Source organism: Stenotrophomonas sp. GD04054 (genome assembly GCF_029836955.1).
Lineage (GTDB): Bacteria > Pseudomonadota > Gammaproteobacteria > Xanthomonadales > Xanthomonadaceae > Stenotrophomonas > Stenotrophomonas maltophilia_A.
In genome coordinates this window covers 37,094-61,842 of record NZ_JAOECR010000025.1, presented here as the reverse complement: position 1 = coordinate 61,842, position 24,749 = coordinate 37,094, and the positions used below count along the sequence as shown (strand labels likewise).

27 protein-coding genes and 1 tRNA gene are annotated in these 24,749 nt (G+C 65.5%); 16 read left to right on the top strand and 12 right to left on the bottom strand.

Annotation, left to right across the window (positions count from 1 at the left end; translation table 11 throughout):
- Both N7573_RS13190 and N7573_RS13185 read right to left on the bottom strand, forming a co-directional pair.
- The coding region (locus tag N7573_RS13190) for a zinc-dependent peptidase (protein WP_279943178.1) at window positions 1-784 on the bottom strand (784 nt) is incomplete at its 3' end.
- Window positions 751-1,029, bottom strand: coding sequence for a hypothetical protein (locus N7573_RS13185; RefSeq protein ID WP_182267069.1), 279 nt, complete (start codon window positions 1,027-1,029; stop codon window positions 751-753). The genes N7573_RS13185 and N7573_RS13190, both read right to left, overlap by 34 nt.
- 144 nt (window positions 1,030-1,173) lie before the next feature.
- On the opposite strand from N7573_RS13185, the gene birA reads away from it, so the two are divergent.
- The 4 genes from birA to N7573_RS13165 all read left to right on the top strand — a co-directional run bounded on the left by birA (window position 1,174) and on the right by N7573_RS13165 (window position 3,844).
- A complete protein-coding gene (gene birA, locus N7573_RS13180) occupies window positions 1,174-2,142 on the top strand; it encodes a bifunctional biotin--[acetyl-CoA-carboxylase] ligase/biotin operon repressor BirA (RefSeq protein WP_107431404.1) in 969 nt (322 codons plus the stop codon).
- Window positions 2,139-2,870, top strand: coding sequence for a type III pantothenate kinase (locus N7573_RS13175; protein ID WP_005407698.1), 732 nt, complete (start codon window positions 2,139-2,141; stop codon window positions 2,868-2,870). The genes birA and N7573_RS13175 overlap by 4 nt, the downstream gene beginning before the upstream one ends.
- Before the next feature lie 9 nt (window positions 2,871-2,879).
- The gene (locus N7573_RS13170) at window positions 2,880-3,728 is read left to right on the top strand and encodes an SPOR domain-containing protein (protein WP_279913311.1); all 849 of its coding nucleotides are present in this window, start codon (window positions 2,880-2,882) and stop codon (window positions 3,726-3,728) included.
- A gap of 40 nt (window positions 3,729-3,768) precedes the next feature.
- Window positions 3,769-3,844, top strand: a tRNA-Thr gene (locus N7573_RS13165).
- 127 nt (window positions 3,845-3,971) lie between these two features.
- Here the strand turns inward: N7573_RS13165 and N7573_RS13160 are convergent.
- The 3 genes from N7573_RS13160 to N7573_RS13150 form a co-directional block, all read right to left on the bottom strand.
- On the bottom strand, window positions 3,972-4,823 hold the full coding sequence (locus N7573_RS13160; RefSeq protein WP_201117865.1) for a hypothetical protein: 852 nt from the start codon (window positions 4,821-4,823) through the stop codon (window positions 3,972-3,974).
- Window positions 4,824-4,943: 120 nt separating this feature from the next.
- Window positions 4,944-6,068 (bottom strand): XVIPCD domain-containing protein, encoded by a 1,125-nt coding sequence (locus tag N7573_RS13155; protein ID WP_279913310.1) that lies wholly within the window; start codon window positions 6,066-6,068, stop codon window positions 4,944-4,946.
- A gap of 22 nt (window positions 6,069-6,090) precedes the next feature.
- Window positions 6,091-6,690: a hypothetical protein gene (locus tag N7573_RS13150; protein ID WP_279913309.1), complete on the bottom strand. Its 600-nt coding sequence runs from the start codon at window positions 6,688-6,690 to the stop codon at window positions 6,091-6,093.
- A 233-nt stretch (window positions 6,691-6,923) separates the two neighbouring features.
- On the opposite strand from N7573_RS13150, the gene N7573_RS13145 reads away from it, so the two are divergent.
- Window positions 6,924-7,211 (top strand): type II toxin-antitoxin system RelE/ParE family toxin, encoded by a 288-nt coding sequence (locus tag N7573_RS13145; protein WP_279913308.1) that lies wholly within the window; start codon window positions 6,924-6,926, stop codon window positions 7,209-7,211.
- Window positions 7,212-7,269: 58 nt separating this feature from the next.
- A complete protein-coding gene (locus N7573_RS13140; protein ID WP_049431463.1) occupies window positions 7,270-7,572 on the top strand; it encodes an addiction module antidote protein in 303 nt (100 codons plus the stop codon).
- A 57-nt stretch (window positions 7,573-7,629) separates the two neighbouring features.
- On the opposite strand, the gene N7573_RS13135 is transcribed toward N7573_RS13140, so the two are convergent.
- Together N7573_RS13135 and N7573_RS13130 are read right to left on the bottom strand one after the other, a co-directional pair.
- Window positions 7,630-8,034 carry a hypothetical protein gene (locus N7573_RS13135; protein WP_279913307.1) on the bottom strand — a complete coding sequence of 135 codons (405 nt, stop codon included), beginning with the start codon at window positions 8,032-8,034 and terminating at the stop codon, window positions 7,630-7,632.
- On the bottom strand, window positions 8,034-8,441 hold the full coding sequence (locus N7573_RS13130) for a hypothetical protein (protein ID WP_049399860.1): 408 nt from the start codon (window positions 8,439-8,441) through the stop codon (window positions 8,034-8,036). Before N7573_RS13130 ends, N7573_RS13135 begins: the two co-directional genes overlap by 1 nt.
- 582 nt (window positions 8,442-9,023) lie before the next feature.
- On the opposite strand from N7573_RS13130, the gene N7573_RS13125 reads away from it, so the two are divergent.
- Complete coding sequence (locus N7573_RS13125) at window positions 9,024-9,968, top strand: ankyrin repeat domain-containing protein (RefSeq protein ID WP_279913306.1); 945 nt, start codon at window positions 9,024-9,026, stop codon at window positions 9,966-9,968.
- 17 nt (window positions 9,969-9,985) lie between these two features.
- On the opposite strand, the gene N7573_RS13120 is transcribed toward N7573_RS13125, so the two are convergent.
- A complete protein-coding gene (locus tag N7573_RS13120) occupies window positions 9,986-10,333 on the bottom strand; it encodes a hypothetical protein (protein ID WP_279913305.1) in 348 nt (115 codons plus the stop codon).
- A 131-nt stretch (window positions 10,334-10,464) separates the two neighbouring features.
- On the opposite strand from N7573_RS13120, the gene rocF reads away from it, so the two are divergent.
- From rocF to N7573_RS13105, 3 genes are all read left to right on the top strand, one after another.
- Window positions 10,465-11,385, top strand: a complete 921-nt coding sequence (gene rocF, locus N7573_RS13115) for an arginase (protein ID WP_094001609.1) — start codon at window positions 10,465-10,467, stop codon at window positions 11,383-11,385.
- 162 nt (window positions 11,386-11,547) lie between these two features.
- Entirely contained in the window at window positions 11,548-11,685 is a 138-nt protein-coding gene (locus N7573_RS13110; protein ID WP_008266021.1) for an entericidin A/B family lipoprotein, read from the top strand.
- Between the two features lie 203 nt (window positions 11,686-11,888).
- Window positions 11,889-12,110, top strand: coding sequence for a CsbD family protein (locus N7573_RS13105; RefSeq protein ID WP_004153772.1), 222 nt, complete (start codon window positions 11,889-11,891; stop codon window positions 12,108-12,110).
- 73 nt (window positions 12,111-12,183) lie between these two features.
- On the opposite strand, the gene N7573_RS13100 is transcribed toward N7573_RS13105, so the two are convergent.
- Window positions 12,184-12,984, bottom strand: coding sequence for a hypothetical protein (locus N7573_RS13100; RefSeq protein ID WP_279913304.1), 801 nt, complete (start codon window positions 12,982-12,984; stop codon window positions 12,184-12,186).
- A 108-nt stretch (window positions 12,985-13,092) separates the two neighbouring features.
- Here N7573_RS13100 and N7573_RS13095 point away from each other — a divergent pair, with 108 nt between their 5' ends.
- From N7573_RS13095 to N7573_RS13080, 4 genes are all read left to right on the top strand, one after another.
- Entirely contained in the window at window positions 13,093-14,385 is a 1,293-nt protein-coding gene (locus tag N7573_RS13095) for a tryptophan--tRNA ligase (protein WP_279913303.1), read from the top strand.
- Window positions 14,386-14,511: 126 nt separating this feature from the next.
- A complete protein-coding gene (locus N7573_RS13090) occupies window positions 14,512-14,814 on the top strand; it encodes a hypothetical protein (RefSeq protein ID WP_065724234.1) in 303 nt (100 codons plus the stop codon).
- A 156-nt stretch (window positions 14,815-14,970) separates the two neighbouring features.
- A complete protein-coding gene (locus tag N7573_RS13085) occupies window positions 14,971-15,903 on the top strand; it encodes an MBL fold metallo-hydrolase (RefSeq protein WP_279913982.1) in 933 nt (310 codons plus the stop codon).
- A gap of 105 nt (window positions 15,904-16,008) precedes the next feature.
- Complete coding sequence (locus N7573_RS13080) at window positions 16,009-17,661, top strand: M28 family metallopeptidase (protein ID WP_279943181.1); 1,653 nt, start codon at window positions 16,009-16,011, stop codon at window positions 17,659-17,661.
- Window positions 17,662-17,749: 88 nt separating this feature from the next.
- On the opposite strand, the gene N7573_RS13075 is transcribed toward N7573_RS13080, so the two are convergent.
- Together N7573_RS13075 and N7573_RS13070 are read right to left on the bottom strand one after the other, a co-directional pair.
- A complete protein-coding gene (locus tag N7573_RS13075) occupies window positions 17,750-18,046 on the bottom strand; it encodes a hypothetical protein (protein WP_279943180.1) in 297 nt (98 codons plus the stop codon).
- Window positions 18,047-18,113: 67 nt separating this feature from the next.
- Window positions 18,114-19,448, bottom strand: coding sequence for an MFS transporter (locus N7573_RS13070; protein ID WP_010486964.1), 1,335 nt, complete (start codon window positions 19,446-19,448; stop codon window positions 18,114-18,116).
- Window positions 19,449-19,671: 223 nt separating this feature from the next.
- On the opposite strand from N7573_RS13070, the gene yedA reads away from it, so the two are divergent.
- Both yedA and rarD read left to right on the top strand, forming a co-directional pair.
- Window positions 19,672-20,577, top strand: a complete 906-nt coding sequence (yedA, locus tag N7573_RS13065; protein WP_180838483.1) for a drug/metabolite exporter YedA — start codon at window positions 19,672-19,674, stop codon at window positions 20,575-20,577.
- A complete protein-coding gene (gene rarD, locus N7573_RS13060; RefSeq protein WP_279912842.1) occupies window positions 20,574-21,470 on the top strand; it encodes an EamA family transporter RarD in 897 nt (298 codons plus the stop codon). Before yedA ends, rarD begins: the two co-directional genes overlap by 4 nt.
- 118 nt (window positions 21,471-21,588) lie before the next feature.
- Here rarD and N7573_RS13055 read toward each other — a convergent pair whose 3' ends face one another.
- Window positions 21,589-24,414, bottom strand: coding sequence for a TonB-dependent receptor (locus N7573_RS13055; RefSeq protein WP_279912843.1), 2,826 nt, complete (start codon window positions 24,412-24,414; stop codon window positions 21,589-21,591).
- Window positions 24,415-24,749: the final 335 nt, after the last annotated feature.

Genomic DNA, 24,749 nt, shown 5'->3' with positions numbered 1-24,749 from the left:
TTTCGATCGTCGGCGGCTTGCCATAGAACCGCCGCAGTTGCGCAGCGACCTCCGGCAACGCCTGCTGCAGCAGATCCGGCGCGGAGAAGTGGTACTCGCTGGTCACCGCGAAGAACTCTTCCGGCGCTTCGGCCGCATACGGATCGATCAACGTCTCTTCGCTGGCATCCACCCGCACGCAGAAGGCATCGTAAGCCTGCTGGAACGTGGCCGCCCACTCGCGCTGCCATGCGCGCGGCAGCGGCGGCGTGCCGTCCATCGCACCATCCAGTGCATCCAGCTTGTGCACCATCTCGTGCACCGCCACGCAGTAGCCCTCGTGCGGCGCCGCCAGGTCGGCCTGCACATCGGCCCAGGACAGGATCAACGGTCCGCTGTCCCACGATTCGCCAATCAGTTCGTCATCCCACTCATGCAGCACGCCGGCCGCATCCATGTGGCTGCGGTGCACGCGGAACGCATCCGGGTAGACGATCAGCTGCGACCAGCCTTCCAGTCCCACTTCGCCGAATTCCAGCAGCGGCAGGCAGCACAGCGCGGCCAGCAGCACGCCATCGCCGGCCTGCAGCTGCAGCTCACCAATCGGGGTAATGGTCTTCTCATGCAGGAAGCGCGTGGTCAGCACACGCAGGCGCGTGCGGCGTTCGTCGTCCAGTCCGTGCAGCCACGCCGCGCGGCGGCAGGCGTCATCCCAAAGTGCATCGTCGATCGGCCGCGGCGCAGGCCGCAGCCACTGCAGCAACGACTTGATCAGCGGAACATTCCCGGCAGGTAGCTGTGCCACTTCGGCGCGCGGATGCGCGGCAGCATGTCGTCGTCGCTGCCACCGCCACCGGTGGTGGTGCTGGCCGCCGGGCGTACCGCCGCCGGCTTGGTGGTGGCGGCCGAGGCGGTCGCGGTCGGTGCGCGCTGCGAGGCGGCATCACCGTTGGACGACACGCAGGCGCCGCGGCTGTCGTCCAGCGCTGCTGTCGCAGACGCCGCGAAGGGCATCATCAGCAGGATCAGGCAATGGGCATAACGGCGCATTGACGACATCCACGTTAAGGGAGGGTGAGTTCCCGATTCTAGCCCGAACCCGGCGCCCCGTTGGAAGCCCCCGCGAAACCCAGCGTGGCGGGCGTCGCTGGCGGCTTTCCCGCATAATTCCTTCCTGACTTCGTGGAAGCTGCCGTGGACGATCGCCAATTGCTGGCCAAACTCGCTGCCGGTCGCCTGTCCGGCGACGCCCTGGCCCGTGAGCTGGGTCAGACCCGGGCGGCCATTTGGAAGCGTATTCAAGGACTTAGGGCCGCCGGTGTGGACATCGAGGGCCGTGCTGGCGAAGGCTATGGCCTGACCCGCCCGGTCGACCTGCTGGACCCGGACGCGATCCGCGCCGGCCTGCCTGCCGACGTCCAGGCCCTGCTGCACGACCTGCAGGTGGCCTGGACGGTGGACTCGACCAACGCTGAATTGCTGCGTTGCAGCGCGCCCCAGCGCGGGGTCAGCGTCCTGCTGGCCGAACGCCAGACCGGTGGCCGTGGCCGTCGTGGGCGTGCCTGGGCCTCGCCGCTGGCCGCGCACATCTACCTGTCGGTGCTGCGCCTGTACTCCGGTGGCCTCGGCCGCCTCGCCGGGCTGAGCCTGGTAGCGGGCATCGCCGTCGCCGAAGCGCTGCATGACCTGGGCTACACCCAGGCGCAGCTGAAGTGGCCGAACGACCTGATCGTCGACGGCAAGCGCAAGCTGGTCGGCCTGCTCGCAGAAGGCGGTGGCGAGTACGCCGGCCCGGCGCGCGCGGTGATCGGCATCGGCATCAACACGCACATGCCGCCGTCGTTCGCCGAGCAGATCACCCAGCCGTGGGTAGACCTGGATACGCTGGCTGGCAAGCCGGTGGACCGCAACGTGGTTGTCGCCGCGGTGCTGGCACGCCTGCTGCCGGCGCTGGAAGAATTCGATCGCGAAGGACTGGCCCCGTTCCTGCCGCGCTACGCCGCGTTCGACATGCTGGCCGGCCGCGAAGTGCGCGTGGAACTGGACGGGCAGTGGCAGCACGGCACCGCACTTGGCCTGGCTGACGACGGCGCGCTGCGCGTGCGCATCGATGGCCAGGAACGCCTGCTGCACGCCGGCGAAGTCAGCGTGAGGGCGGCATGAGCGATTGGTTGTTCGACCTGGGCAACTCGCGCTTCAAGTTCGCGCCTTTGCAGGGTGACCGAGCCGGTGATGTGCAGGCCTGGGCGCATGGCGCCGAAGGCATGGCCGGGCAGCCGCCGCACAGCCTGCCCAGCGGCACCACCGCGTTCGTGGCCAGCGTGGCCGCACCGTCGCTGACCAGCGCCATGCTGGACCAGCTGCAGCGCCGCTTCGAACACGTGCACGTGGTGCGCACCAGCGCCGAATGCGCGGGCGTGCGCATTGCCTATGCCAAGCCGGAAAAGTTCGGCGTCGACCGCTTCCTGGCCCTGCTGGCTGCGGCCAAGGCGCAGCGCCCGGTGCTGGTGGTCGGCGTGGGCACCGCACTGACCATTGACCTGCTCGACGCCGATGGCCAGCACCACGGTGGCCGCATTTCCGCATCGCCCACCACCATGCGCGAAGCACTGCACGCGCGTGCCGTGCAGCTGCCGGCGACCGGCGGCGACTACAGCGAGTTCGCCAACGACACCGCCGACGCGCTGGCCTCTGGCTGCGACGGCGCGGCCGTGGCGCTGATCGAACGCAGCGCACAGCAGGCGCACACGCTGCTGGGCGTGGCACCGTCGCTGCTGGTGCATGGTGGCGGCGCACCGGCGCTGATGCCGCTGCTGCCCGGCGCCGACTACCACCCATCGCTGGTGCTGGATGGCCTCGCCCGCTGGGCGGTGCACCAGCCCGCAGGCTAGTATCCGCGCATGCTGACCCGTGCCCTGATCGTCGTACTGGCCATCCTCAATCTTGGCGTCGCCTGCTGGTGGCTGCTGCGCGATGCACCGCAACCGCCCGCGCCGCCGCCGCAACCGGCCGGTGTGGCCGAGTTGCGGTGGGTGCCCGGTGGCGTGGATGCCGCTGCGGCCGCCCAGGCCACTGCTGCCGCCCCGACTGCGCCGCTGATGGAGCGCGAACCGGCGGCGAAGACGGCTGTGGCTGCCACGCCTGCACCAGCTACGCCGGCCCAGCCGGAGGTCGCCAAGCCGCAGGTGGCTGAGGCTACGCCGGTTGCTGCCGCTGCCAAGCCGGTAACACCGCCTGCACCGGCCCCGGCGCCGGAAAAACCCGTAACCCCGCCCGTGGCTGCCGAGCCGCCGCGCTGCATCGCGCTGGGCCCGTTCGCCGACCGCGCCGCCGCGACCAGTGCGCAAGGCAAGGCCGGTACTGTGCTCAGCCAGGTGCGCCTGCGCGAACAGCCCGCTGCCAGCGGCAGCGCCCGTTTCCGGGTGATGCTGCCAGCCGCCGCCAATCGCGAAGAAGCCCAGGCGACGGTGAAGCGCATCGTCGCCGCCGGTCTGAGCGACTACTACATCATCAGCCAAGGCGAGGACATCAACGCCGTGGCGCTGGGCCAGTACCGCAACCGTGAAGGCGCCGAGCGCCGCATGGCGGCGGTGCAGGCCGCCGGCTTCCAGCCGCGCCTGGTCGCCAGCGGTGACGCCGGCCAGTGGTGGCTGGAAGGGCAGCTGGCGGCGGGCACGCAGCCGGCCCAGGCCCAGCAGCGCAGCGGGGCGGCACAGAGCCGGTCGCTGGAATGCACACGGTTGCGCTAGAATCCCCGGACCGAGGCGCTGCCGCCGGTGCACCACCCATGCCGCTTTAGCTCAGTTGGTAGAGCAACTGTCTTGTAAACAGTAGGTCATCCGTTCGATTCGGATAAGCGGCACCACATGAGAAGCGCCGAAACGCGTTGGAAATGGCGGTTTCAATAAAAAAGGCCAGAGCGGGACGCTGGCCCATTCGCGATGATCGGGGAAACGACCCTTGGGCTCAGGTTCTGGACGGGGCCAATGAGGCTACCGAAGCCGATTCATCTCGCGTCTGATCTGCTGACAACGATGCAGCATCAACTTGCCGGGTGGAGTTCCAAGCCGGATGCCTCCGCCCGCCAGCAACGGATAGATTTCCAGCCGCACGCGATAGGCTTCCTGCGAGGAGTAGCGTACGGCCTGATCGCCGGACGCGAGAGGGGCCCCCGGCAAACCTTCTTCCGTGATGAAGCCGTTGATCTGAAGTTGCGCGCATAGGCCCGCGTAGTAGGCGCTTCTTTCGTCCAGCGCTCGGGGATGCTTTGTAGCATGGCCCAATGCATGAACGCTCTCGTGCGCAACCAGATCAACGAGATTTGCGAAGGTCCGGTGTTGATCGCCGTAGACCGGTGACACAAGCGCGAGCGTCCTGCCCGTGGCAAAGCGGCCAAGCGACCTTGCCCGCGCTACCGCAGAAGTGCCTTCCTGTACAAGAAGGATCCGATAGCTATTCGATGCTGCCGGTATCCATGACTCGGATGAGGCAGCCGCCGCATCGACACGTGCACAAGCCTCTTCGGCGTCAATCGTAAGCCCATCCGCGATCTGTAGGTTGATCGTCCGCTCGGTGTTCGCGCAGCGGACGAGATAAGTCGTGCCTACGGCGTTCTGACCAGGAAGCATGGAAGCCGTGTAGAAGTAGCGAAGAGGGCCTAGAGGGACGGAAACAACTTCAGTATATCCAGCTGAGGCAACCCCTTTCGGAAGTGCGGTAGTCGCGCAGCCTGAAAGAACAATGGTGCAGACGCTGACCAGGAAGATTGCGATTGTGTGCATCTTGTCCCCATGCGAAAACGGGGCTGATGCCCTCGCTCCAGCCAACAGCGTCAGTTGTTCCACGGCAACCAGGTCATCCGTTCGATTCGGATAAGCGGTCCCCCATGTGTCGGCGCCACTTTGCAATGCTACAGGCGCTTGCCGGGTGGTTCGAAAGGCGGCACACCCAGCGCCTCGGCAGTCTTACCTTGAGAACGATGGCCCATCCTGCGCATGAACCTGCTGCGCTGATGGCTGTTCAAGATTTACTGCCAACGCCTCGGCGCGATGAAGTGATTCTGCTTCAGATGTGCGAAGCGCATCCATCGTATTCATGGTTCCACGGCGTTGGGCAGGATCGTCCATCGCTCCCTCGACGATGAATACCTTCTCGCCACGTGCAAGGGACTCTGTCGGGTTGTTCAATACAACGTGGTCAACTCTTGAAAGCCCTTGCTCCTTCGCGAGCACCAACAAACTCGCAGACATGCGCTGGCTCGACTCATCCCAGTGCTTCCCGCTCTCGGCGTCCAGGCGTTCCACACCTGCTCTTATCTGCCTATAGAGAGAACGGTCAGCATCGTCGAGTTCAGCTACTGAGGAAGCTGCTCGTTGCATTGAGGGTGAGTCGTCGGCGACCGCGGCGATTCTTTCCGTAGCCGCAGCGCTCTCGGCGTCAAATTCTGGCTCCGGCCTGCGTCGACGTTGCACAGGTGCTATGTGCTGATCATAGTGCGCGCCATAGTAAAGCTCGTATGTCGCATGAGGACCAACAGAGGGAGCCTCCGTTTTGAACACCTCAGCGATCTGTCCAAGTGCCTGGTTCCGATTGATCCGCCCGGCCTGGAGTTCTACGGCAATGGCTCCATACTGTTGTGGCCGATTGCCCGTACCCGACACGCCAATGTCGGGTCCACCAGCCGCGATGAGTTCACGCTGGACCTGGACATTACTGAGCGTCGCAGCCGCTTCTCCTCGTAGCAGGGTGTTTACATAGGATTGCTTGGACGTTGGATCGGGACGTTCGGTGAAGAGATGGTGCCCTACCTCGTGGGAAAGAGAGCGCGCGATTCTGGAGCCCTGCCCAACCGCATTCTCGTCAATAACGATCTTCTCACCGGGAACAAGATAGGTGCCCATACCGGCTTGCCCCCAGACAATATCCAGATCGTCGCGCTCAGCCTGTGCGAGGCCCGCCCGAAGTGTTGGGGATTTCGCCAGAAGTGGCGCCAACGAGGGGTCAGCCAGCGGGGATGCCGGACGACGTACGGGGCCTGGGCGAGCACCCTCCTGCGGCTGTGGCAGTACAGAGTCTTCAGTACGTTCCATGCTGGGGCTCCTGCCCACGGGGTCAACGCTGACTGATCAATACGTGGGTCAATGTCACATTGTCTGGGGCGAGAGTGAGTACAACCTCAGCGCCGTTCACTGGCGCGGTCCAGTAGGGGCGGGAGCCAGGGGCATCAGGCCGGGGTGGATACTGGGCCGTTCCCTCCCAGATGATCTCTTCGAGCGCAACGCTCGGGGGCGTGACATCAAAAGCAAGCTTCGCCTGCGCGGGATTGTCGACAGCACTTCTCAGCGTGATGTTCCGAACTTCAAGGCCACCCAACATTCCACGTTCTGCGGTTCGTTCGTCCCTCAGGCCCTGCCGAGTCGGCTCTCCAAGATGCACGTGAAGCTGTTCGTTCAATGCGTCGACATCATCAAAACGCACACGAGACAATCGCTCGATGTCGTTCTTGAATCGCTCCATACCAATTTCACCCCCTGATTCGACGGACTGTCTTTGATTCAGATGATCTGATGGTTTCGGCGGCGCGGCGCTCGAACATGCTGCCAGCACAAGCGCCGGAATAGCGATCGCGAGGCGACGACGCGCTGCGATCCAGAGGCGGCGCTGAAGTCCGCGTTTTGATGAAGAAGCGCATTTCTCGACCCATGCATTCATGAAAGCATCTCGCGCGCCAATGTCACACTCTTGAATCTAGCACAGCATTTTGTGAGTGCGGATCGGGTCCGCGTGAACAATGAGCTACTGAAAACGCACCCGGTTCCACTTTCCAATTTGAAAAGACGGGGCGTCGGCTGCGAGGGAGGGAGTGCCAGATGGGAGACCGAGCACAGTTCCATGTGTGCATTCCCGATAGTTGAAGGACTGTAGCCAGTAGGCTACAGTCCTCCATGAAGATCCAGCGTACCCGTCAGTTCGCGACATGGATTGACGCTCTCAAGGACGTAACCGCACGCGCTCGCATCCTGGCCCGTATCGGTCAGCTCGCTGGAGGCCATCCCGGTGATCACCGCTATCTGGCGGATGGCGTTTCTGAATTGCGTATCGATGCAGGACCGGGTTACCGCGTGTACTACATCCAGCGCGGCAGGGAGTTGGTGATTCTCCTGGTTGGAGGCGACAAGGGTTCACAGCAGCGCGATATCGAGAAGGCCAGGGAGATTGCGCGTGCCCTTTGAGCATCGAACTGGCTGTAGGCGAAACGACTCAATACCGAAGTACCGGAGCTGTACCATCATGGCCATCAAGAGAAAAGTCGAACTCAAATCATTTGATGTGGCCGAGCATCTTCGGACGCCGGAGGAGATGGCGGCTTATCTCGACGCCTGCATCGAAGAAAGCGACGGTGATTCTGCATTTATCGCAAAGGCGCTCGGCGATATCGCTCGCGCTCAGGGCATGAGCAAGGTTGCGCGTGCGGCGGGCCTGTCGCGCGAGAGTCTGTATCGCGCACTGTCGGGCGAGCGCAGCCCGGATTTCGCGACCATCCTGAAGGTGACCCGGGCCCTGGGTGTGCGATTGCACGCCAGCGCTGTGTAAAGCATCAGGGCATTTCGCTCACGCTCGGCGATCTCAGAAAGTCTGGCGCGAACAGGTTCAATCAAACCGGATGATGCGGATCAAGCCTCTTGTCGACGATCCGTCTCCGAAGGTGGCCAATGTGCCACAGGGGAACGCCTCCTTCGCACCGTCGTAGTTGATGAATGAGATCGTGCAGTTTGTCCGCGTGCCGGGACGGATTCGGGTGATGGCTCTGTCATTCAAGACGAAGCTATACCACATGAGTTCAGGACTCATGGAACGCGCCATGGGGCGTGCGGTGGACGCGATCATCTCGGCAACAGCACCGCCGCGCGAATCCACTTCGTCCAGCCGCAGCTCAACGAGAACAGGTTTCAGGTTTGGATAAGGTGTGCTCATTCCAGCAGCGGGTATGCTCGATTCGATAGCTGGGACAGTGACGTTGTGAACCTGTGCAATTGGGATCTCAATGTTCCGCATTATTGAGTCCCGCCCACCTGCAACGCCACATACTCCGCCAGCCCCCGACAGGCCAGTATCAGCCCTTCGCGCGTGCCATCGCCGATATCGTCTTTCTCTTCCCCGTCTACGCGCACGCGCTCAGCGGCGTGATACAGCTCCAGCAGCGACACCAGGCCAACCGCAGCGCGGTCCCGGCGTGCGGCGGCCACTGCCTGGCCGGGTGTGCTGGCGGGCCCCGTCCACGGCTGTCCGTCGGCGGCATCACCGGCGCGGATGCGCTGCAGGCAGCCGGGCAGATTGATCGGCGCGGGTGCCTCGTTCGCAGCGGCGAAGGCCGCTTCCAACGGCTGCGCCAGTTCCGGCGGCAGGCGCAGGGCGGCCTCGCCCAGGGTTGCGGTCAGGTAGGGGTGATGGGCTTTGGACATGCGGGCATCCTCGTCAGGAACAGAGGCGCCGCCACGATAGGGTGGCGGGCGATGCGTGGCTTCCAAGACCGGAAATCGATGAGCCGGCGGGCACAGGGCCCCCACGCACCGCCCGCCGTCGATCGGCGAACGGATTGCCAGCCGGCGCCGCACCTGGAAGGACGACGCCGGCTGGCAAGCGTATACAGCTTCGATTAAACGGGCTTGGAAGTCCCGGCCACCTTTGCAGGTGGCGATTCATCATGCGCATGTGAAATCACCGCCTGCCAGTCGTTTGTTTCGATGGCATCGGGCGATCTGAAAGGAAAAATGAATTATCGCGATTGGCTTGTTCTGCGCAGTTGCATGGCAAAAGCGACATATCGCGCAGCGCTGGAACGTGCGGGCATATAGCCCATCGCAGCACAGCCACCTGCGCGCAGGGCGAAACGACGTGTAAAGCCAACTTAACCGCCTGTGCGATTCACCCACCTGATCACTATAAGCGGCCAATGGCATCGACGCTGCACGTCGGTACAAAGTGGCCCCGGTGTTGCGACGGCACTAAGCTACTCGGCCTGTGCCAACCCCATGGAAGCCCCCATGTCCCACCTCCTGGCCAAGGCGGCCGAACAACAGGATCTCGACCGCATCGACGCACTGCTGGATGCCGGCGCGGACATCGAGTGGCGGCACAAAGGCACCGGACGCACGCCGTTGTTGTCGGCGGTGATCGCCGGAAAGGCTGACGCGGTGGCGCGGCTGCTGGACCGCGGTGCCAACATCGAGCATGCCTGTGCGGCCGTGGGCTTTACCGCACTGGGATGGGCGGCCGAGCGCGACGACGCAGACATCGGACGCCTGCTGATCGCGCGCGGCGCCTCGCTGAACGTGGCCTCGCCGGAACTGCATCGCACACCGCTGATGGTGGCGGCGCAGGGCGGTCATCTGCCGATGGTCGAGCTGTTGCTGGCTGGCGGTGCTGATGTTGCACGCGTGGATTTCGAAGGACGCAATGCGCTGTCGCTGGCCGAAGCGCGCGGGCATGCGGCTGTGGTGCAGTGCCTGCAGGCAGCGGGCGCACAGATGCCACCGGTGTTGGAGGAGGCGCCGCCGCTTGTGTGGCCTGAACCGGCCGCAGAAGGGGAACCGGCAGCCGTGGTGCGTGGCTATATGCTGGCCTGCCATGCGTGGGAAACACGTGGTTACCGTGATGCCAAGGCCGGTGGAGACCTGCTCGGTAGTCCATCATTCCAACAGGAGCGCGCGAACATCCTTGCGGCCTGGTGTACCGACCGGAAGCGGGTGTATGCCACGGGCATGTCGGTGGGCAATCCGCCGGTGCACGTGCCGGAGGATCTGCTGGCCGCCGTCGGTCAGCCGACGGCCTCCAAGGCCGAAGTGCTGGTACGTGACCATGCACAGAAATCCCGCGCGCTACGTTACGAACGCCTGTTCGTGCTCAAGCGCGTGGCAGGGCAATGGCGGATCGACGTGCTGAAGAAGCGCCTGTTCCGCACCGAAGCGTGGTCGTCGGCGATTCTCTGAGCGCGACCCGCCGCGCGTCAGCCACACGTCTTCCGCAGCAATACCCACGTCAGCATCAGGGCGAACGTTCCGACCAAGGTCAGCCCGAACCACAGCGCGGCCACTTTTACGTTGCCGATCAACGCCGACAGCATACGGTGCAGTTCACTCTTCAGGATTGGATATTCAGCGTGTGCCTTGCGCAGACGCTGCCAACCCAACCCGAGGAATACCAGGGTCGAGAACGGCACCAGCAGGAGCGCCATCTGGATCAACCAACCGTTCGGCGTCGCATCAACCGTGCTGTTCAACAGAACCGCAAAAAGGGCGATGGGCAGCGCCACGGTGAAAAAGCGTGGCCACGCGGTATTGATGAAGGGCGACATCGCAATCTTCCATGAAGGACGGTCGGGTCCGCGCGGCATCATGCCATGCCAATGCCCTGCTGCACCGCCGCGAGTGGTGTCACACAGCTCTGGCTAGACTGTGCTTCTTTTTCCCCCCGCAGGAGGCACCCATGGCCCATCCCATCTCCGTATCCCTGATTGGCGTTCCCACCGACGTGGGTGCGGGCCATCGTGGTGCCCGGCTTGGCCCGGAAGCGCTGCGCGTGGCGGGCCTGCCGGAGGCGCTGGAGGCGCGCGGCGTGGACGTGCGCGACCTGGGCAACCTGGATGGCCCGCGCAACCCGTGGACCGCGCCGGTGGAAGGCTACCGCCACCTGGATGAAGTGGTGGCGTGGAACCACGCGCTGATGGAAGCCAGCTATGCCGAACTGCAGGCCGGCCGCATGCCGATCATGCTCGGTGGCGACCATTGCCTGGGCATTGGTTCGATTACCGCCGTGGCGCGCTGGTGCCGCGAGCAAGGCAAGACCCTGCGCGTGCTGTGGCTGGATGCCCATTCGGATTTCAACACCAGCGACGTGACCCCGTCGGGCAACATCCACGGCATGCCGGTGGCCTGCCTGTGCGGCCTCGGCCCGGATGCGTTGACCCGCCTCGGCGGCACCGTGCCGGCGATCACCCCGGCGCAGATGCATCAGATCGGCATCCGTTCGGTTGACCCGGACGAGAAGCGCCTGATCAAGACCCACAAGGTGGATGTCTATGACATGCGCTACATCGATGAGAACGGCATGAAGCGCACCGTAGAAGCAGCGCTGGCAGGCATCGACGAGAACACCCATCTGCATGTCAGCTTCGATGTGGACTTCCTCGACCCCAGCATCGCGCCGGGCGTGGGCACCACTGTGCCGGGCGGGGTGAACTACCGCGAGGCGCAGCTGGTGATGGAGATGATCGCCGACACCGGGCGCATGGGTTCGCTGGACATCGTCGAGCTCAACCCCTTGCTGGACAAGCAGAATGCCACCGCCGAACTGGCCGTGGACCTGGTCGAAAGCCTGTTCGGCAAGTCCACCCTGATGCGTGACTGACGGCGCCGCCTGAACGGATCTGTGATCCGTTCACGCCCGCTCCACGCCACTGCCGCCAGATTGCACTTCACGCGACGGTGGTGGGCGTTGGCCTTCTCCCGCCGAGCGAAACAATCCCATCCGCGAATGAAGCGGTGTAGCGGCAAACCCAAGGAGAAGCCCATGAAGCGCGTAGTTGCCCTGATGCTGTTGTCGATGTTCTCGGTGGCCCTGCTGGCCGGCTGCAACACCATTGCCGGTGCCGGCAAGGACGTGCAGAAGGCGGGCGAGAAGGTCGAGGACACCGCGAAGGGCCGTTGAGCCCTGCACGGAACGGAAAGAGAAAAGGCCGGGGATTTCCCCGGCCTTTTTTTGCGCGTGCTTTTCGCTGCGTGCTGTCGAAGCGGAGTGAACCATTCAAGCAGGTGAGCATCTATTTCATTGCCGGTTGACCGGTATTCAACAGCTGCTGCGCGAAGCTGGAGCCACGGTAAGAACGCCGTTGCAACCAAGGACTCCCAGCAATGAACAAAGACATCATTTCCGGCAAGTGGTCGCAGCTGAAGGGCAAGGCCCAGGCCAAGTGGGGCGATCTGACCAACGACGACTTCGATGTGGCCGAAGGCAATGCCGAGTATCTGGCCGGTCGCCTGCAGGAACGTTATGGCTGGGCCAAGGACCGCGCGGAGAAGGAAGTGCGTGAGTTCCAGGACGCCGTGAGCAAGGACTACCCGGACTACAAGTAAGCACTTCGGTTTCCCCCACAACACAACGCCCGCACCGAGAGGTTGCGGGCGTTGTGTTGTCTGGGCGGTACGATCAGCGCGCCGGCGGGTCCGGCACGTAGCGGTTCGGGAACGCCTGCGGCTCGCGCGGCAGGCGCGACGGCGAATCCACCAGGATGCCGCGTGCGCGCAGGTTGCGGGCGCTGTCGTAACGCAGCTGCAGTACCTGTGAGGGGCTGCGGCTGGCGCGTTCGAAGTCGGTATCGCGCACCGAAGACTGCTCGCGTGCACCGTGGCCGGTGCCCAGCGCTGGCGCCTGCGACTTGTTGGCGTAGCCCTCGATGCGGCTGGTACTGGCGCTGGCATCGGCCGACGCTTCCGCCGCCGGGGCTGGCAGCGGCAGGCCACGGCGCAGGATCGGATCCGGACGCCAGCGGCGCGCTTCCTCGAACACCGCTACGCCCACCACGCCGATGTTGTCCGGGCGGCCGGTGCGGCTGGCATAACTGCCGCTGGGGCTGCTGAACACGAACTGCGCCACTTCGTCCTGGCTCTTGCGCCAGCCGGTGATGTCGGCGCGCTGGCCGGGGTTGAGCACGTAGCCGGTCTGCGAAGGATCGGCATCTTCGCCAGAGATGGCGTTGACGCCGTCCACCGACAGCACCACCAGCACCCGGCGCGGGCTGTCGTTGTACAGGCGCACGGCATAGCGATGGCCGCGTTCGCCGGCCACCCAGCGCTGGCCCTCGGCGGGGTAGCTGCGCAGTTCGGTGCCGCGGTCGCGGTCGACCAGGGCCATGCGCACGGGGCCGCCCTCGTACACCGGCGGCGGCATCGGGGCCGGGCGGAAGCCGGCCAAGGGCAGGATCAGCAGCAGGGGCAGCAGGCGTTTCATCGGGCGTCTCCAGCGGGGTTGCGTGAATGAACGCGCCGCAGGCCCTGACGGGGTTGGCGGCGTGCAAGGTAAACTGGCCCCGTTCATCGAAGGTTACCCCACGCAGTCATGACGACCCGAGTCCTTACCGGCATCACCCCCTCCGGCACGCCCCACCTGGGCAACTACGTTGGCGCCATCCGTCCGGCCATCGCGGCCAGCCGCGCGCCGGGGATCGAGAGCTTCTTCTTCCTGGCCGACCTGCACAGCCTGATCAAGTCGCAGGACCCGCAGCGCACCCAGCGCGCGACCCTGGAGATCGCGGCCAGCTGGCTGGCCTGCGGGCTGGACCCGGAACACGTGTGGTTCTACCGCCAGAGCGACATCCGAGAGACCACCGAGCTGATGTGGTTCCTGACCGCCATCGCCAGCAAGGGCATCCTCAACCGCGCGCATGCCTACAAGGCGGCGGTGGACAAGAACCGCGAGGAAGGCGTGGACGAGGATGCAGGCGTCAGCGCCGGCCTGTTCATGTACCCGGTGCTGATGGCCGCCGACATCCTGATCTTCAAGGCCAACCAGGTGCCGGTGGGCCGTGACCAGATCCAGCACATCGAGATGGCGCGCGATTTCGCCCAGCGCTTCAACCATGTGTACGGCAAGGAGTATTTCCCGCTGCCGGACGTGGTGATCGACGATCAGGTGGCGACGCTGGCGGGCCTCGACGGCCGCAAGATGAGCAAGAGCTACCACAACACCATTCCGTTGTTCGTGCCGCGCGAGGAGCTGAAGAAGCTGGTGTTCTCGATCCTGACCGACTCGCGCGCACCCGGCGAGCCGAAGGACACCGAGGGCTCGGCGCTGTTCCAGATGTACCAGGCGTTCGCCACCCCGGAACAGACCGCGGAATTCGCCAGGGCGTTCGCCGCCGGCATCAGCTGGGGCGATGCCAAGCAGCAGCTGTTCGAGCGCATCGACAGCGAGCTCTCGCCGCTGCGCGAGCGCTACAACGCGCTGATGGCCGAGCCGGAGAAGATCGAGGCGCTGCTCAAGCGCCGTGGCCAGCAGCTGCGCGAGCAGCTGGCGGCACCGCTGCTGGACGAGCTGCGCCATGCGGTCGGCCTGCGTGATCTGTCCAGCGCGGGTGATATCGCCAGCGAGGATGCCGGCGTGGCCCGCGTGGCACCGCCGCTGTTCAAGCAGTACCGCGAAAAGGATGGCCGCTTCTACTTCAAGCTGACCGCTGGTGACGGCACCTTGCTGATCCAGAGCGAAGGTTTCGATTCGCCGCGCGATGCGGGGCAGTTGATTGCCGTGATCAAGCAGGCCGAGCAGGGTGACCAGTTGCAGAGCGAGCTGTTCAAGCTGGAAGCGGAAGTGGATGTAGTGCTGGCCGCGCTGGCGGCGCTGCGAGCCGACTGATCGGTAGATGCCGACCTTGGTCGGCGCCGTTGAAGGGCGGATGCCGGCCAGCGGCCGGCACTACCCGTGAACGAAGGCCATGGCATGATGTCCGCGCGCCTCCGGCGCGATGACATGGAGTCTGCGATGGCCTGGTTGTCGCTGCTGCTGTTCCTGCCCTGGTTCCTGCTGCTGGGCAGCCTGTACTGGCTGTTCCCGCGCCAGCCGCGCACCGCGCGGCGGCGCCTGTTCGACAGCACCACCCTGGTGCTCGCATTCGCGCTGAGCATCGTGTCGATGCTGTGGGGCTACCGCATTGGCGTGGTGCAGCCGGGCGCGGGCCCGATCTGGCCGCAGGTGCTGGCGGTGCTGTACGCCTACGGCGCGTTCCTGGCGGTGCTGGTGTTGGCCCTGTTGCTGCGGCCGCGGTTCGCATTGCGCTCCGGCTGATCGGTAGTGCCGGCCGCTGGCCGGCACATGCATTCTCCTGGCTATCCCGAGGTTGCCGGCCAGCGGCCGGCACTACCCGACCAAAGCCGCATCGAACCCGGGCCGCCTGCGCGCCTACCATGGGGGTCTGTTCCCGATCCTGCCAGGTGCGTGCCGATGACCGCCGACCCCAGCATCCACACCATCGATACCGGTTTCCAGCGCCCGGATTTCGACGCGGCGTATCTGATCGTTGAGAACGGCCGCGCTGCGTTCGTCGACTGCGGCACAGGCCTGTCGGTGCCGGCGATGCTGCAGGCGCTGGCGGATGCCGGCCTGGGCGTGGAGGCGGTGGACTGGCTGCTGCTCACCCACGTGCATCTGGATCATGCAGGCGGTGCAGGCCTGCTGATGCAGCAGTTGCCGAATGCGAAGGCGGTGCTGCATCCGCGCGGTGCGCCGCACATGATCGATCCGACCCGCCTGATTGCGGGTGCCACGGCGGTGTATGGCGCCGAAGAGATCGCGCGAAGCTATGGCCGCATCGAGGCGATTCCGGAGCACCGCGTGGTGGCGGCCGAAGACGGCCACCGCATCGATCTGGCTGGCCGCGAGCTAATGCTGTTGCACACGCCGGGTCACGCGCTGCACCACTACTGCGTGTGGGATGCGCGCAGCCGCAGCTGGTTCACCGGCGATACGTTCGGTATCTCCTACCGTGAGCTGGACAGTGCGCAGGGTGCTTTCATCTTCCCCACCTCCTCGCCGGTGCAGTTCGATCCGGAGGCGATGAAGGCCTCGATCCGGCGCATGCTCGATTACGCGCCGCAAGCGATGTACCTGACCCACTACGGTCGTGTGGAACAGGTGGAGAAACTGGCCGACGACCTGTTCGAGCAGATCGATGCGATGGCCGCCATCGGCCGCCAGTGCGATGGCCGACCGGACCGCCACCGCTGCCTGCTGGCTGCGCTGCAGGCGCTGTACCTGGAACGTGCACAGCTGCATGGCTGTGCGCTGGACGATGCCGCGGTGACCGCTGTTCTGGCGATGGACATCGAACTCAACGCGCAGGGCCTGGCCTGCTGGCTGGACCGCATCAGCAAGTAGATCCACGCCACGCGTGGATGACGTGGACCCAGGCTGCGCCGTGATGTCACGACCACGTTACACTCTGGTGACTTCCAAGCTAGCCGTGGTACTGCCGTGAATCCGATGCGCGTGTTGCTGCTGTCGTCCTGCCTGTTTGTCGGTGGCCTGGCCCATGCGGCCAACGACCTGCCGGGTGGCGGTATCGATCCGCAGGCACTATCGCGCCACGTGCATGTGCTGGCGTCGGATGAATTCGAGGGCCGCGCGCCGGCCACCGAGGGCGAAGAGCGCACGGTGCAGTACCTGATCGAGCAGTTCCGCAGCTACGGCCTGCAGCCGGGTGGCGTGGATGGCAGCTGGGTACAGCCGGTGCCGCTGGTGCGCGCACAGCTGGAGGGCGCGGCCAAGGCCAGCCTGTCGCTGAAGCAGGGCAAGCGCGCGCTGGCCAACGGTGTGGACGTGACCCTGCAGAGCCTGCAGCCGCGCAAGCGCGTGCAGATCAAGGATGCGCCGCTGGTGTTCGTCGGCTACGGCATCGACGCGCCGGAACGCCAGTGGAACGACTACAAGGATGTGGACCTGCACGGCAAGATCGCCGTCGTGCTGATCAACGACGCCGATTTCGAAGCCGATGCACCGGGCGCGTTCGACGGCAAGGCGGTGACCTACTACGGCCGCTGGACCTACAAGTTCGAGGAAGCCGCACGCCGTGGCGTCGAGGGCGTGCTGATCGTGCACGAGACCGCACCGGCCGCCTATGGCTGGGCCACGGTGAAGAGCTCGGGCACTTCGCCGCTGTTCGACATCGAGCGCGGCCAGGCCGAGGCGATGGCGCAGCACACCCCGCTGCGTGGCTGGATGCAGCGCGAGCTGGCCGAGGCGATCTTCGCCGACGCCGGCCTCGACTTCGATGCGGAGAAGCGCAAGGCGATGCGCGCCGACTTCCGCCCGGTGGCGCTGGACAACGCGAAGCTGAGCGTGGACTTCGCACTGAAGCGCGAGCAGGTGGTGACCCGCAACGTGGTGGCCAAGTTGCCCGGTGGCGAGCATGGCGACGAGGCGGTGATCTTCTCCGCGCACTGGGATGCCTTTGGTATCGGCCAGGCCGACGCCAAGGGTGACCGCATCCGCCGCGGAGCGATCGACAACGCCACCGGTGTGGCCACCGTGCTGGAACTGGGCCGGGTGTTCGCCGCCGGCCCGCAGCCGCAGCGCACGCTGTACTTCGTGGCCCTGACCGCCGAAGAGAAGGGCCTGCTGGGTGCCAGCTACTACGCCGCGCACCCGCTGGCGCCGCTGGACAAGACCGCTGCAGTGCTGAACATCGAAATGTTCAGCCCGGATGGCGCGACCCGTGACATCGCGTCGTGGGGCAAGGGCCGGGTCTCGCTGGAGGGTGACCTGGAGCGCGTGGCCAAGGCCCGCGGCCGCAGCTACAGCCCGGACCCGAACCTGGAAGCCGGCTTCTTCTACCGTGCCGACCATTTCGCCTTCGCCCGCCTGGGCGTGCCGGCGATCACCATCGGCCCGGGCCTGGACAAGCTGGACGGCGGCGTTGAAGCCGGCCGCGCGCTGCGCGAGAAGTACTTCGCCGACTGCTATCACCAGGCCTGCGATGCGTGGACGCCGAGCTGGGACCCGAGTGGCCACGCCGCCGACACCCTGCTGGTCTACGACCTGGGCGCCGAGCTGGCCAACAGCCGCCGCTGGCCGACGTGGGAAAAGGAATCGGAGTTCCGCGGCGCGCGCGACAAGAGCGAAGCGGCCCGCCGTTGAGGTACTGCCGGCCGCTGGCCGGCAACTTCATGAATCTTCGGAAAGAATGTGGCGTTGCCGGCCAGCGGCCGGCACGCCCGGGTATTCGTCAGCGCCGGCGCAGCAGCTTCCACGCGCCCCAGCCACTGGCGGCGAGCGCTGCCAGATAGCACGCCACCATCGTGCGCAGTCCAACCGGCGACCCTGCATTGATGCCGCGATGCAGGCGCAGTTGCAGCGAGCTGTGGCCGCTGCCCAGGTCCACCGCCAGCTGCAGCGCCAGCGCGGCGCAGAACACCAGAAGGGCAATCCCGAATCCGATGCGCGGCCACGCGGCCTGTGCGCTCGGGCGGCGCAGCAGCCAGGCCAATGCCGTGGCTGTGGCCAGCGTCGCCGCGATCCACATCAATGGCGTGGCGGGAGACGCAGCGGCCACCGGCAGTGCACCGGTGGCCGCGATCAGGGCAACGCGCTTACTTGCGGGTGCCGTCGAGCCAGTTCGGGCCCTTGTTGGTGAGGAAGAACACATAGACCACCAACGATACCGCGATCGTTGCGGTCACGTAGATGGCGAACCAGTCGACGTGGCCGGTCTTCAGCGCGCCCTGGTACAGCAGCGGGGCGGTGCCGCCGAACAGCGAGTTGGCCAGCGCGTAGCCCAGGCCCACGCCCAGTGCGCGCACATGGGTGGGGAACAGCTCGGCCTTCACCACCGCGTTGATGGAGGTGTAACCGGTGAGGATGACGAACGCCATGGCCAGGGTCAGGAAGGCCAGGGTGGCGTCATGCTGGTGCGGCAGCTGGGTGATCAGGTACCAGCTGTACAGCACGCCGCCGACGCCGAAGAACACCAGCAGGGTCTTGCGCCCGATGATGTCCGACAGCCAGCCACCGACCGGCTGCAGCACCATCAGGAACGCCAGCACGCCCAGGTTGATCAGGGTGCCGGTCATCGGATCGTTGCCGGCGAAGGCGCTCTGGATCATCTTCGGGCCGTTCACCGAGTAGGTGTAGAAGGCCACGGTGCCGCCGGCGGTGATCAGGAAGCACAGCAGCAGCGGCCGCCACTGGTGCACGAACAGTTCGTACATCGAGCCGGACTTCTGTGCCTTGCCCTCGCGTGCGGCCTCGATGGACGACTCCGACAGCGACTCGTCCATGCCACGACGCAGCCAGAACACCACCACTGCTGCGATGCCACCGATGCCGAAGGCAATGCGCCAGCCCCACTCGGAGATTTCCGGCTTGCCCCAGAAGGTCAGCATCAGCAGTAGCGTCAGCTGGGCCAGCACATGACCACCGACCAGGGTGACGTAGTGGAAGGACGACAGGAAGCCGCGACGGCCGGGGATGGCGGCCTCGGACATGTAGGTGGCGCTGGCACCATATTCGCCACCGGTGGCGAAGCCCTGCAGCAGGCGTGCGAACAGCAGGATCACCGCGGCCCAGATGCCGATGCTGGCGGCGGTGGGGGTGATGGCGATCAGGAACGAACACAGCGCCATCAGCGTGACCGAGACGGTCAGCGCAAGGCGGCGGCCATGGCGGTCGGCGAAGCGGCCGAAGAACCAGGCACCGATCGGGCGCATCAGGAAGGTCGCCGCGAAGATCGCCCACACGTACATCGTGGAGTTCTTGTCGTCGGGCGAGAAGAACTGCGATTCGAAGTACACGGCGAACACCGAGTACACGTAGACGTCGTACCACTCCACCAGGTTGCCGGCGGAGCCTTTGAGGGTGTTGGAGATCGACCGCCGCAGGGCGGCGCGGTCGTTCGCGGGGACAGCAGGTTGGGACGTGGTGCTCATCTGGGTGGGAATCCTCGATGCGGCGCGTCCGTGCGCTGGGAAAACGGCGCCCGGCCTTGGGGCGGCGCGGCCGGGCAGCCCTCTTGGTACTGCATCGACCGTCAACACGGGGTAGCAGACCAGAGCAGGGTGCATGGATGGATGACAGCGTGCCACCGTATGGGGTCCCGGACCATACTCAAAACGTCCTAGAATCCGCCTTCCCCCGGCTCCCTGGTGTGTCATGTCGGCTCCCCCCTCTTCGTCTGCGGCTGCCCCCCGGGGTGGCCTTGTCGCGCTGGCACTGCTGCTGGTCTACGTGGTCTGGGGCTCGACCTACCTGGGCATCGCCAAGGCCCTGCACGGCGGCGCACTGCCGCTGACGATGGTCTCCGGCAGCCGGTTCATCATTGCCGGTGGCCTGATGTTCCTGGCCTTGCGCCTGTTCTGGAAGATGCCGAACCCGACCCTGCGGCAGTGGCGCAACCTGGTCATCATGGGCGTGACCATGCTGGTGCTGGGCAACGGCATGGTGGTGCTGGCCGAGCGTGAGGTGTCCTCGGGCCTGGCCGCCACCGCAGTGGCCTCGGTGCCGCTGTGGATGGCGCTGTTCTCGGCGCTGCGCGGCCAGCACGCCAGCAAGGGCGAATGGCTGGGCATCGCCATCGGTTTCCTGGGCGTGGTCTGGCTCAACGCCGGCAGCAGCCTGACCGCCTCGCCGACCGGGCTGGTGCTGCTGCTGATCGCGCCGATCGGCTGGGCCTTCGGTTCGGTGTGGGCACGCGGGTTGGACCTGCCGGGCCCGTTCATGACCGCCGCCGGGCAGATGCTCTGCGGCGGCGTGCTGCTGGTGCTGATCGGCCTGGCGGTGGGCGAGCGCCCGACCACGCTGCCCGATACCGGTGGCCTGCTGGCGATGGCCTACCTGTGCGTGTTCGGCTCCATCGTCGCGTTCACCGCCTACGTGTGGCTGCTGCAGAACGTGCGCCCCGCGCTGGCGGGCAGCTACGCGTACGTCAATCCGGTGATCGCGGTGCTGCTGGGCGCACTGCTCAACGGTGAACGGTTCGGCTGGCGCGACCTGCTGGCGATGGTGGTGATTCTTCTGGGTGTGGTGGTGCTGACGATGGCAAGGACGAGAAAGAAATGAGCATGGATGAGAAAGAACAACGCCGGGGCCTGCTGGTCACTGCGTCCACCTTCGTGATCTGGGGCCTGGTGCCGGTGTACTGGCACCTGCTCAACGAGGTGCCCTCGTTCCAGATCATCGCCCACCGCATCATCTGGAGCACCGTGCTGGTGCTGGGCTGGCTGCTGCTCAGCTCGCGCCTGGGCTGGTGGCAGAAGATCGCCGCACAGCCGCGCGCGCTGCCGATCCTGCTGGTGTCGAGCCTGACCATCGCCTTCAACTGGGGCCTGTACATCTGGGCGGTCAACGCCGGCCATGTCATCGAGACCAGCCTGGGCTACTTCATCAACCCGCTGGTGAACGTGCTGCTGGGCGTGCTGGTGCTGAAGGAACGCCTGCGCCGCCTGCAGTGGGTGGCGGTGGCGATGGCGGCGGTGGGCGTGGCCTGGCTGACCATCGACGCCGGCACACCGCCGTGGATCGCGCTGGGCCTGGCCTGTTCGTTCGGCCTGTATGGCCTGCTGCGCAAGCTGGTTTCGGTCGACCCGGTGGCCGGCCTGGGCGTGGAAAGCATGTACCTGTTCCTGCCGGCGCTGGCCTTCGCGATCTGGGCCGAGAACGGCCATGGCGGCGCGTTCTTCCATGGCTGGGGCTGGCGCAACGACCTGCTGCTGATCTTCGGCGGCGCAGTCACCGCCGTGCCGCTGATCGGCTTCGCCTACGGCGTGAAGCGCATTCCGCTGTCGCTGGTCGGCATCCTGCAGTACATCGCGCCGAGCCTGCAGCTGCTGCTGGGTGTGTTCTTCTTCCACGAAGCGTTCGACACCGCAAAGGCGATCGGCTTTGCCGCGATCTGGGCCGGCCTGGTGCTGTTCGTCGGCGACAACATCCGCACGATGCGCGCCAAGCGCTAGCGCCGCATCCGCTCGGCTGACACGTGTGCACAAAAAAGAGCGGCGCCCCGAGGGGCGCCGCTCTGCTTCCATCCACAGCCAGGAGAGAGTTGGCTGTGACGGGAACGCGGTTGCAGGCTTAGAAGCGCTGCTGGTACTTCATGTACATGAAGCGGCCGATGTCGAAGCCACCGTAATAGGTGAAGCTGCTGTTCGGCTGGCTGTACATGATCGGACCCTGGTGGTCGAAGACGTTGTTCACGCCCAGCGACACGGTGCCATCCCACGGCAGGCTGTAGCGCACCTGCAGGTCGTGGAAGGTGTTGGAGCCCACCTTGTTGGTCGGCGATGCACTGGTGTACGACGAACTGAAGCCCGGCAGGTTGCACTCGTCCATGTACGAGCACTTCTCCTTCATGCTGGAGTAGTAGCGCGCGGTCCAGCCGATGCCGAGGTCGCCGTACTGCCAATCCAGGTTGAAGGTCGAGCGGACGCGGAAGTCGCCGCCCCAGCTGGTGCGCTGCTCCACCGGCGTGGTCGCGGCGTTGTCGTTGCGCTGCTTCAGGTAGTCGGTGTAGGTGGTGTTCCAGTTGACGGCGAACTGGCCGAACGTGGTTTCCGGCAGGCGGTAACGCACGTTGATGTCATAGCCGGCGGTTTCGCGGAAACCGGCATTGACCAGCGAGCGGTCCAGGCTGTTGACCTGGCCGTTGCTGCCACGGGTGAAGCGGCCACAGGCGGCGTCCGAACCCTGCACATAGCACTGCTCGAGAATGCTGTTGGTGGTCTCGGAGACGATGGCGTTGTTGATGCGGATCTTCCACCAGTCGAGGCTGACATCCAGGCCGGCCACGAAGTCCGGGCTGTACACCAGGCCCACGGTCCAGGTCTTGGCGGTTTCCGGCTTCAGCGCTGCGTTGGAACCCGAGTTGAAGTCGACGGTCGACTGCTGGCCCGGCTTGGTGGCAACGGTGCCATCGCTGTTGAGCTGGCGGAAGTTGGCCGGCACCTTCAGCGCCTGGCAACGGGCAGCAACGGTCGGGCTGGTGGCCGCGGTACCGAACGAGGTATCGCACGGATCGGTGAACGAATCGCGGGTGCTGACGGTACCGCCGTACAGGTCATCCACGGTGGGCGCACGGAAGCCGGTGCCATAGGTTGCGCGGACCAGCAGGCTGTCGATCGGCTTCCACTTCAGGCCGAACTTGCTGTTGGTGGTCGAACCGAAGTTGTTGTAGTCCGAGTAGCGGCCGGCCACGTCCAGCGACAGCTCGCGGGCGAACGGCAGGTCGGCCAGCAGCGGCACTTGCAGCTCCAGGTAGACCTCGTTGAGCGAGTAGTCGCCACGCGTCGGCTGGCCGCTGGTGCCGGCGATCTCGCCCTTCTGCACCTTCATGTCCGGTGTGTAGCTGGCTTCTTCGCTGCGATGCTCGAAGCCCATCGCGGCCAGGATGTCGCCGGCCGGCAGGGTGAACAGCGAACCGGTGATGTTGGCGCTGGCGACCTTGGTGGTGCTCTTCATCTTGTCGACGAAGCGGGCGAACACGTAGTCCTGCACGTCCTGGTTGCTCAGCGAGCCCGGGCCGGTGTAACCCATCGGTGCAGCCGGGTTCCACGGCACGCAGCCGGCAATCACCGCACCCGGTGAGCCGCAGCGGGCCACGTTGCCATCCATGAAGGACGGGCCGACGGCCTGGTTGACGTGCGGCTGGTACATGCTGCCGGTACCGATGCGCTCGCCTTCATTGCGGTTGTACATGTAGCTGACGTTCCAGTCCCAGTACCGCGAACCGGTTTCGAAGCTGCCTTCCAGGCCGATGCTGGCGCGCTTGGTCTCCAGATTGTTCTCGGTGCCGCGCGGCAGCTCCTCGGAGCGGTGCGCGAACAGCACATCCTGGCCCCACAGGTTGAACGTGCTGTCCTTGGACAGGGCGGCACGGCTGCCGTTGCGCGCCTGCGCGGCGCTGACCGAGTACGGGTAGCCGGCCAGCTGCTTGGTCGATTCGCGCTTGCTGTACAGCGCGTCGGCGACGATGCGCAGGTCGTCGGTGATCGAGAAGCCGCCGTTGGCGAACACCGAGGTGCGCTCCAGGCCGGTCAGCAGGCTCATGTTGGTCTTGCTGTTGGCACCATCGGCCGGATCCGGCGCGTGGAAGTTGCCCTTCTGGCTCGGATCGCCGCCCGGGCCCACGGTCAGGTTCTTGCCACCGACGGTGACGTAGCCCCACGGGGTGTTGCCGTTCAGGTTGTCGGTCGGGTGGCGCGGGCCGTTGGGATAGCGGCTGAACTCGCGATCCTTGCCCAGCACTTCGTCTTCCTTGGTGCGCTCGGCACCCACGGTGAACCAGCCGCGGTCGAAGGTCTTGCCGAAGGTGGCGCTGTAGGAACGCTTCTGGCCGTCACCCTGGCCGTACTGGCCGACGTAGACGCTGGCTTCGCCACCATCGAAGTTCTTGCGGGTGATGATGTTGACCACGCCGGCGATCGCGTCCGAGCCATACAGAGCGGATGCACCGTCGGTCAGCACTTCCACGCGCTCGACGATGGCCGACGGGATCGAGGCCAGGTCGGAGTAGCCGCCGGCGCTGACGCCCATGCGGCGGCCGTCGATCAGCACCAGGCTGCGTTCCGGGCCGAGGTTGCGCAGGCTGACGTACATGCCGCCGAAGTCGCGCGAGGAGGTCAGCGAAGACGCGCGGCCCATGCTCGGCGAACCTGCGGCGGGAATGTCCTGCAGGATGTCGGCGACGTTGACGTAGCCCTTCTTCTCGATCTCGGCGCGGTTGAGCGCGATCACCGGCTGTGCGGTCTCGACACTGGCCTGGCGGATGCGCGAGCCTGTGATTTCGATGCGGTCGAGAGTGGTGGTGGCGTCGCCGGTGCTCTGTGCGAAGGCGGGGGTGGTGCAGCTGGCGGCCAGCGCGATGACGATCGCGTTGCGCAGCGGAGTGGTTTTCAGGGACATCCGTGAAATCTCGTGTTTCAGAAAAAACATGCGCCCGTTCTGTGGGCGCGTGGGGTGCTGCAAACCAACGTGGGGGGCGCGATTCTAGATTGTTTCCATTCGTAACTGTTTGTCTCTGCGCCACGGATGTGCGCGAAAATGAATCGCAACCAACAATCCACAGATGTGATGTGCGCAACGTCACGTGCGTTGCGTTGGCGATGGGCAGAGGCATCGATAGCGGCGGATTTCCCGCAATCTGTAGCAGTGCGTGTGTGCAGGCATCCATCCACGCATGGCGTGGATCTACTGGACGTACTGGTTCATCACCCGGCCTGGATGCATCGCCCCCGGTA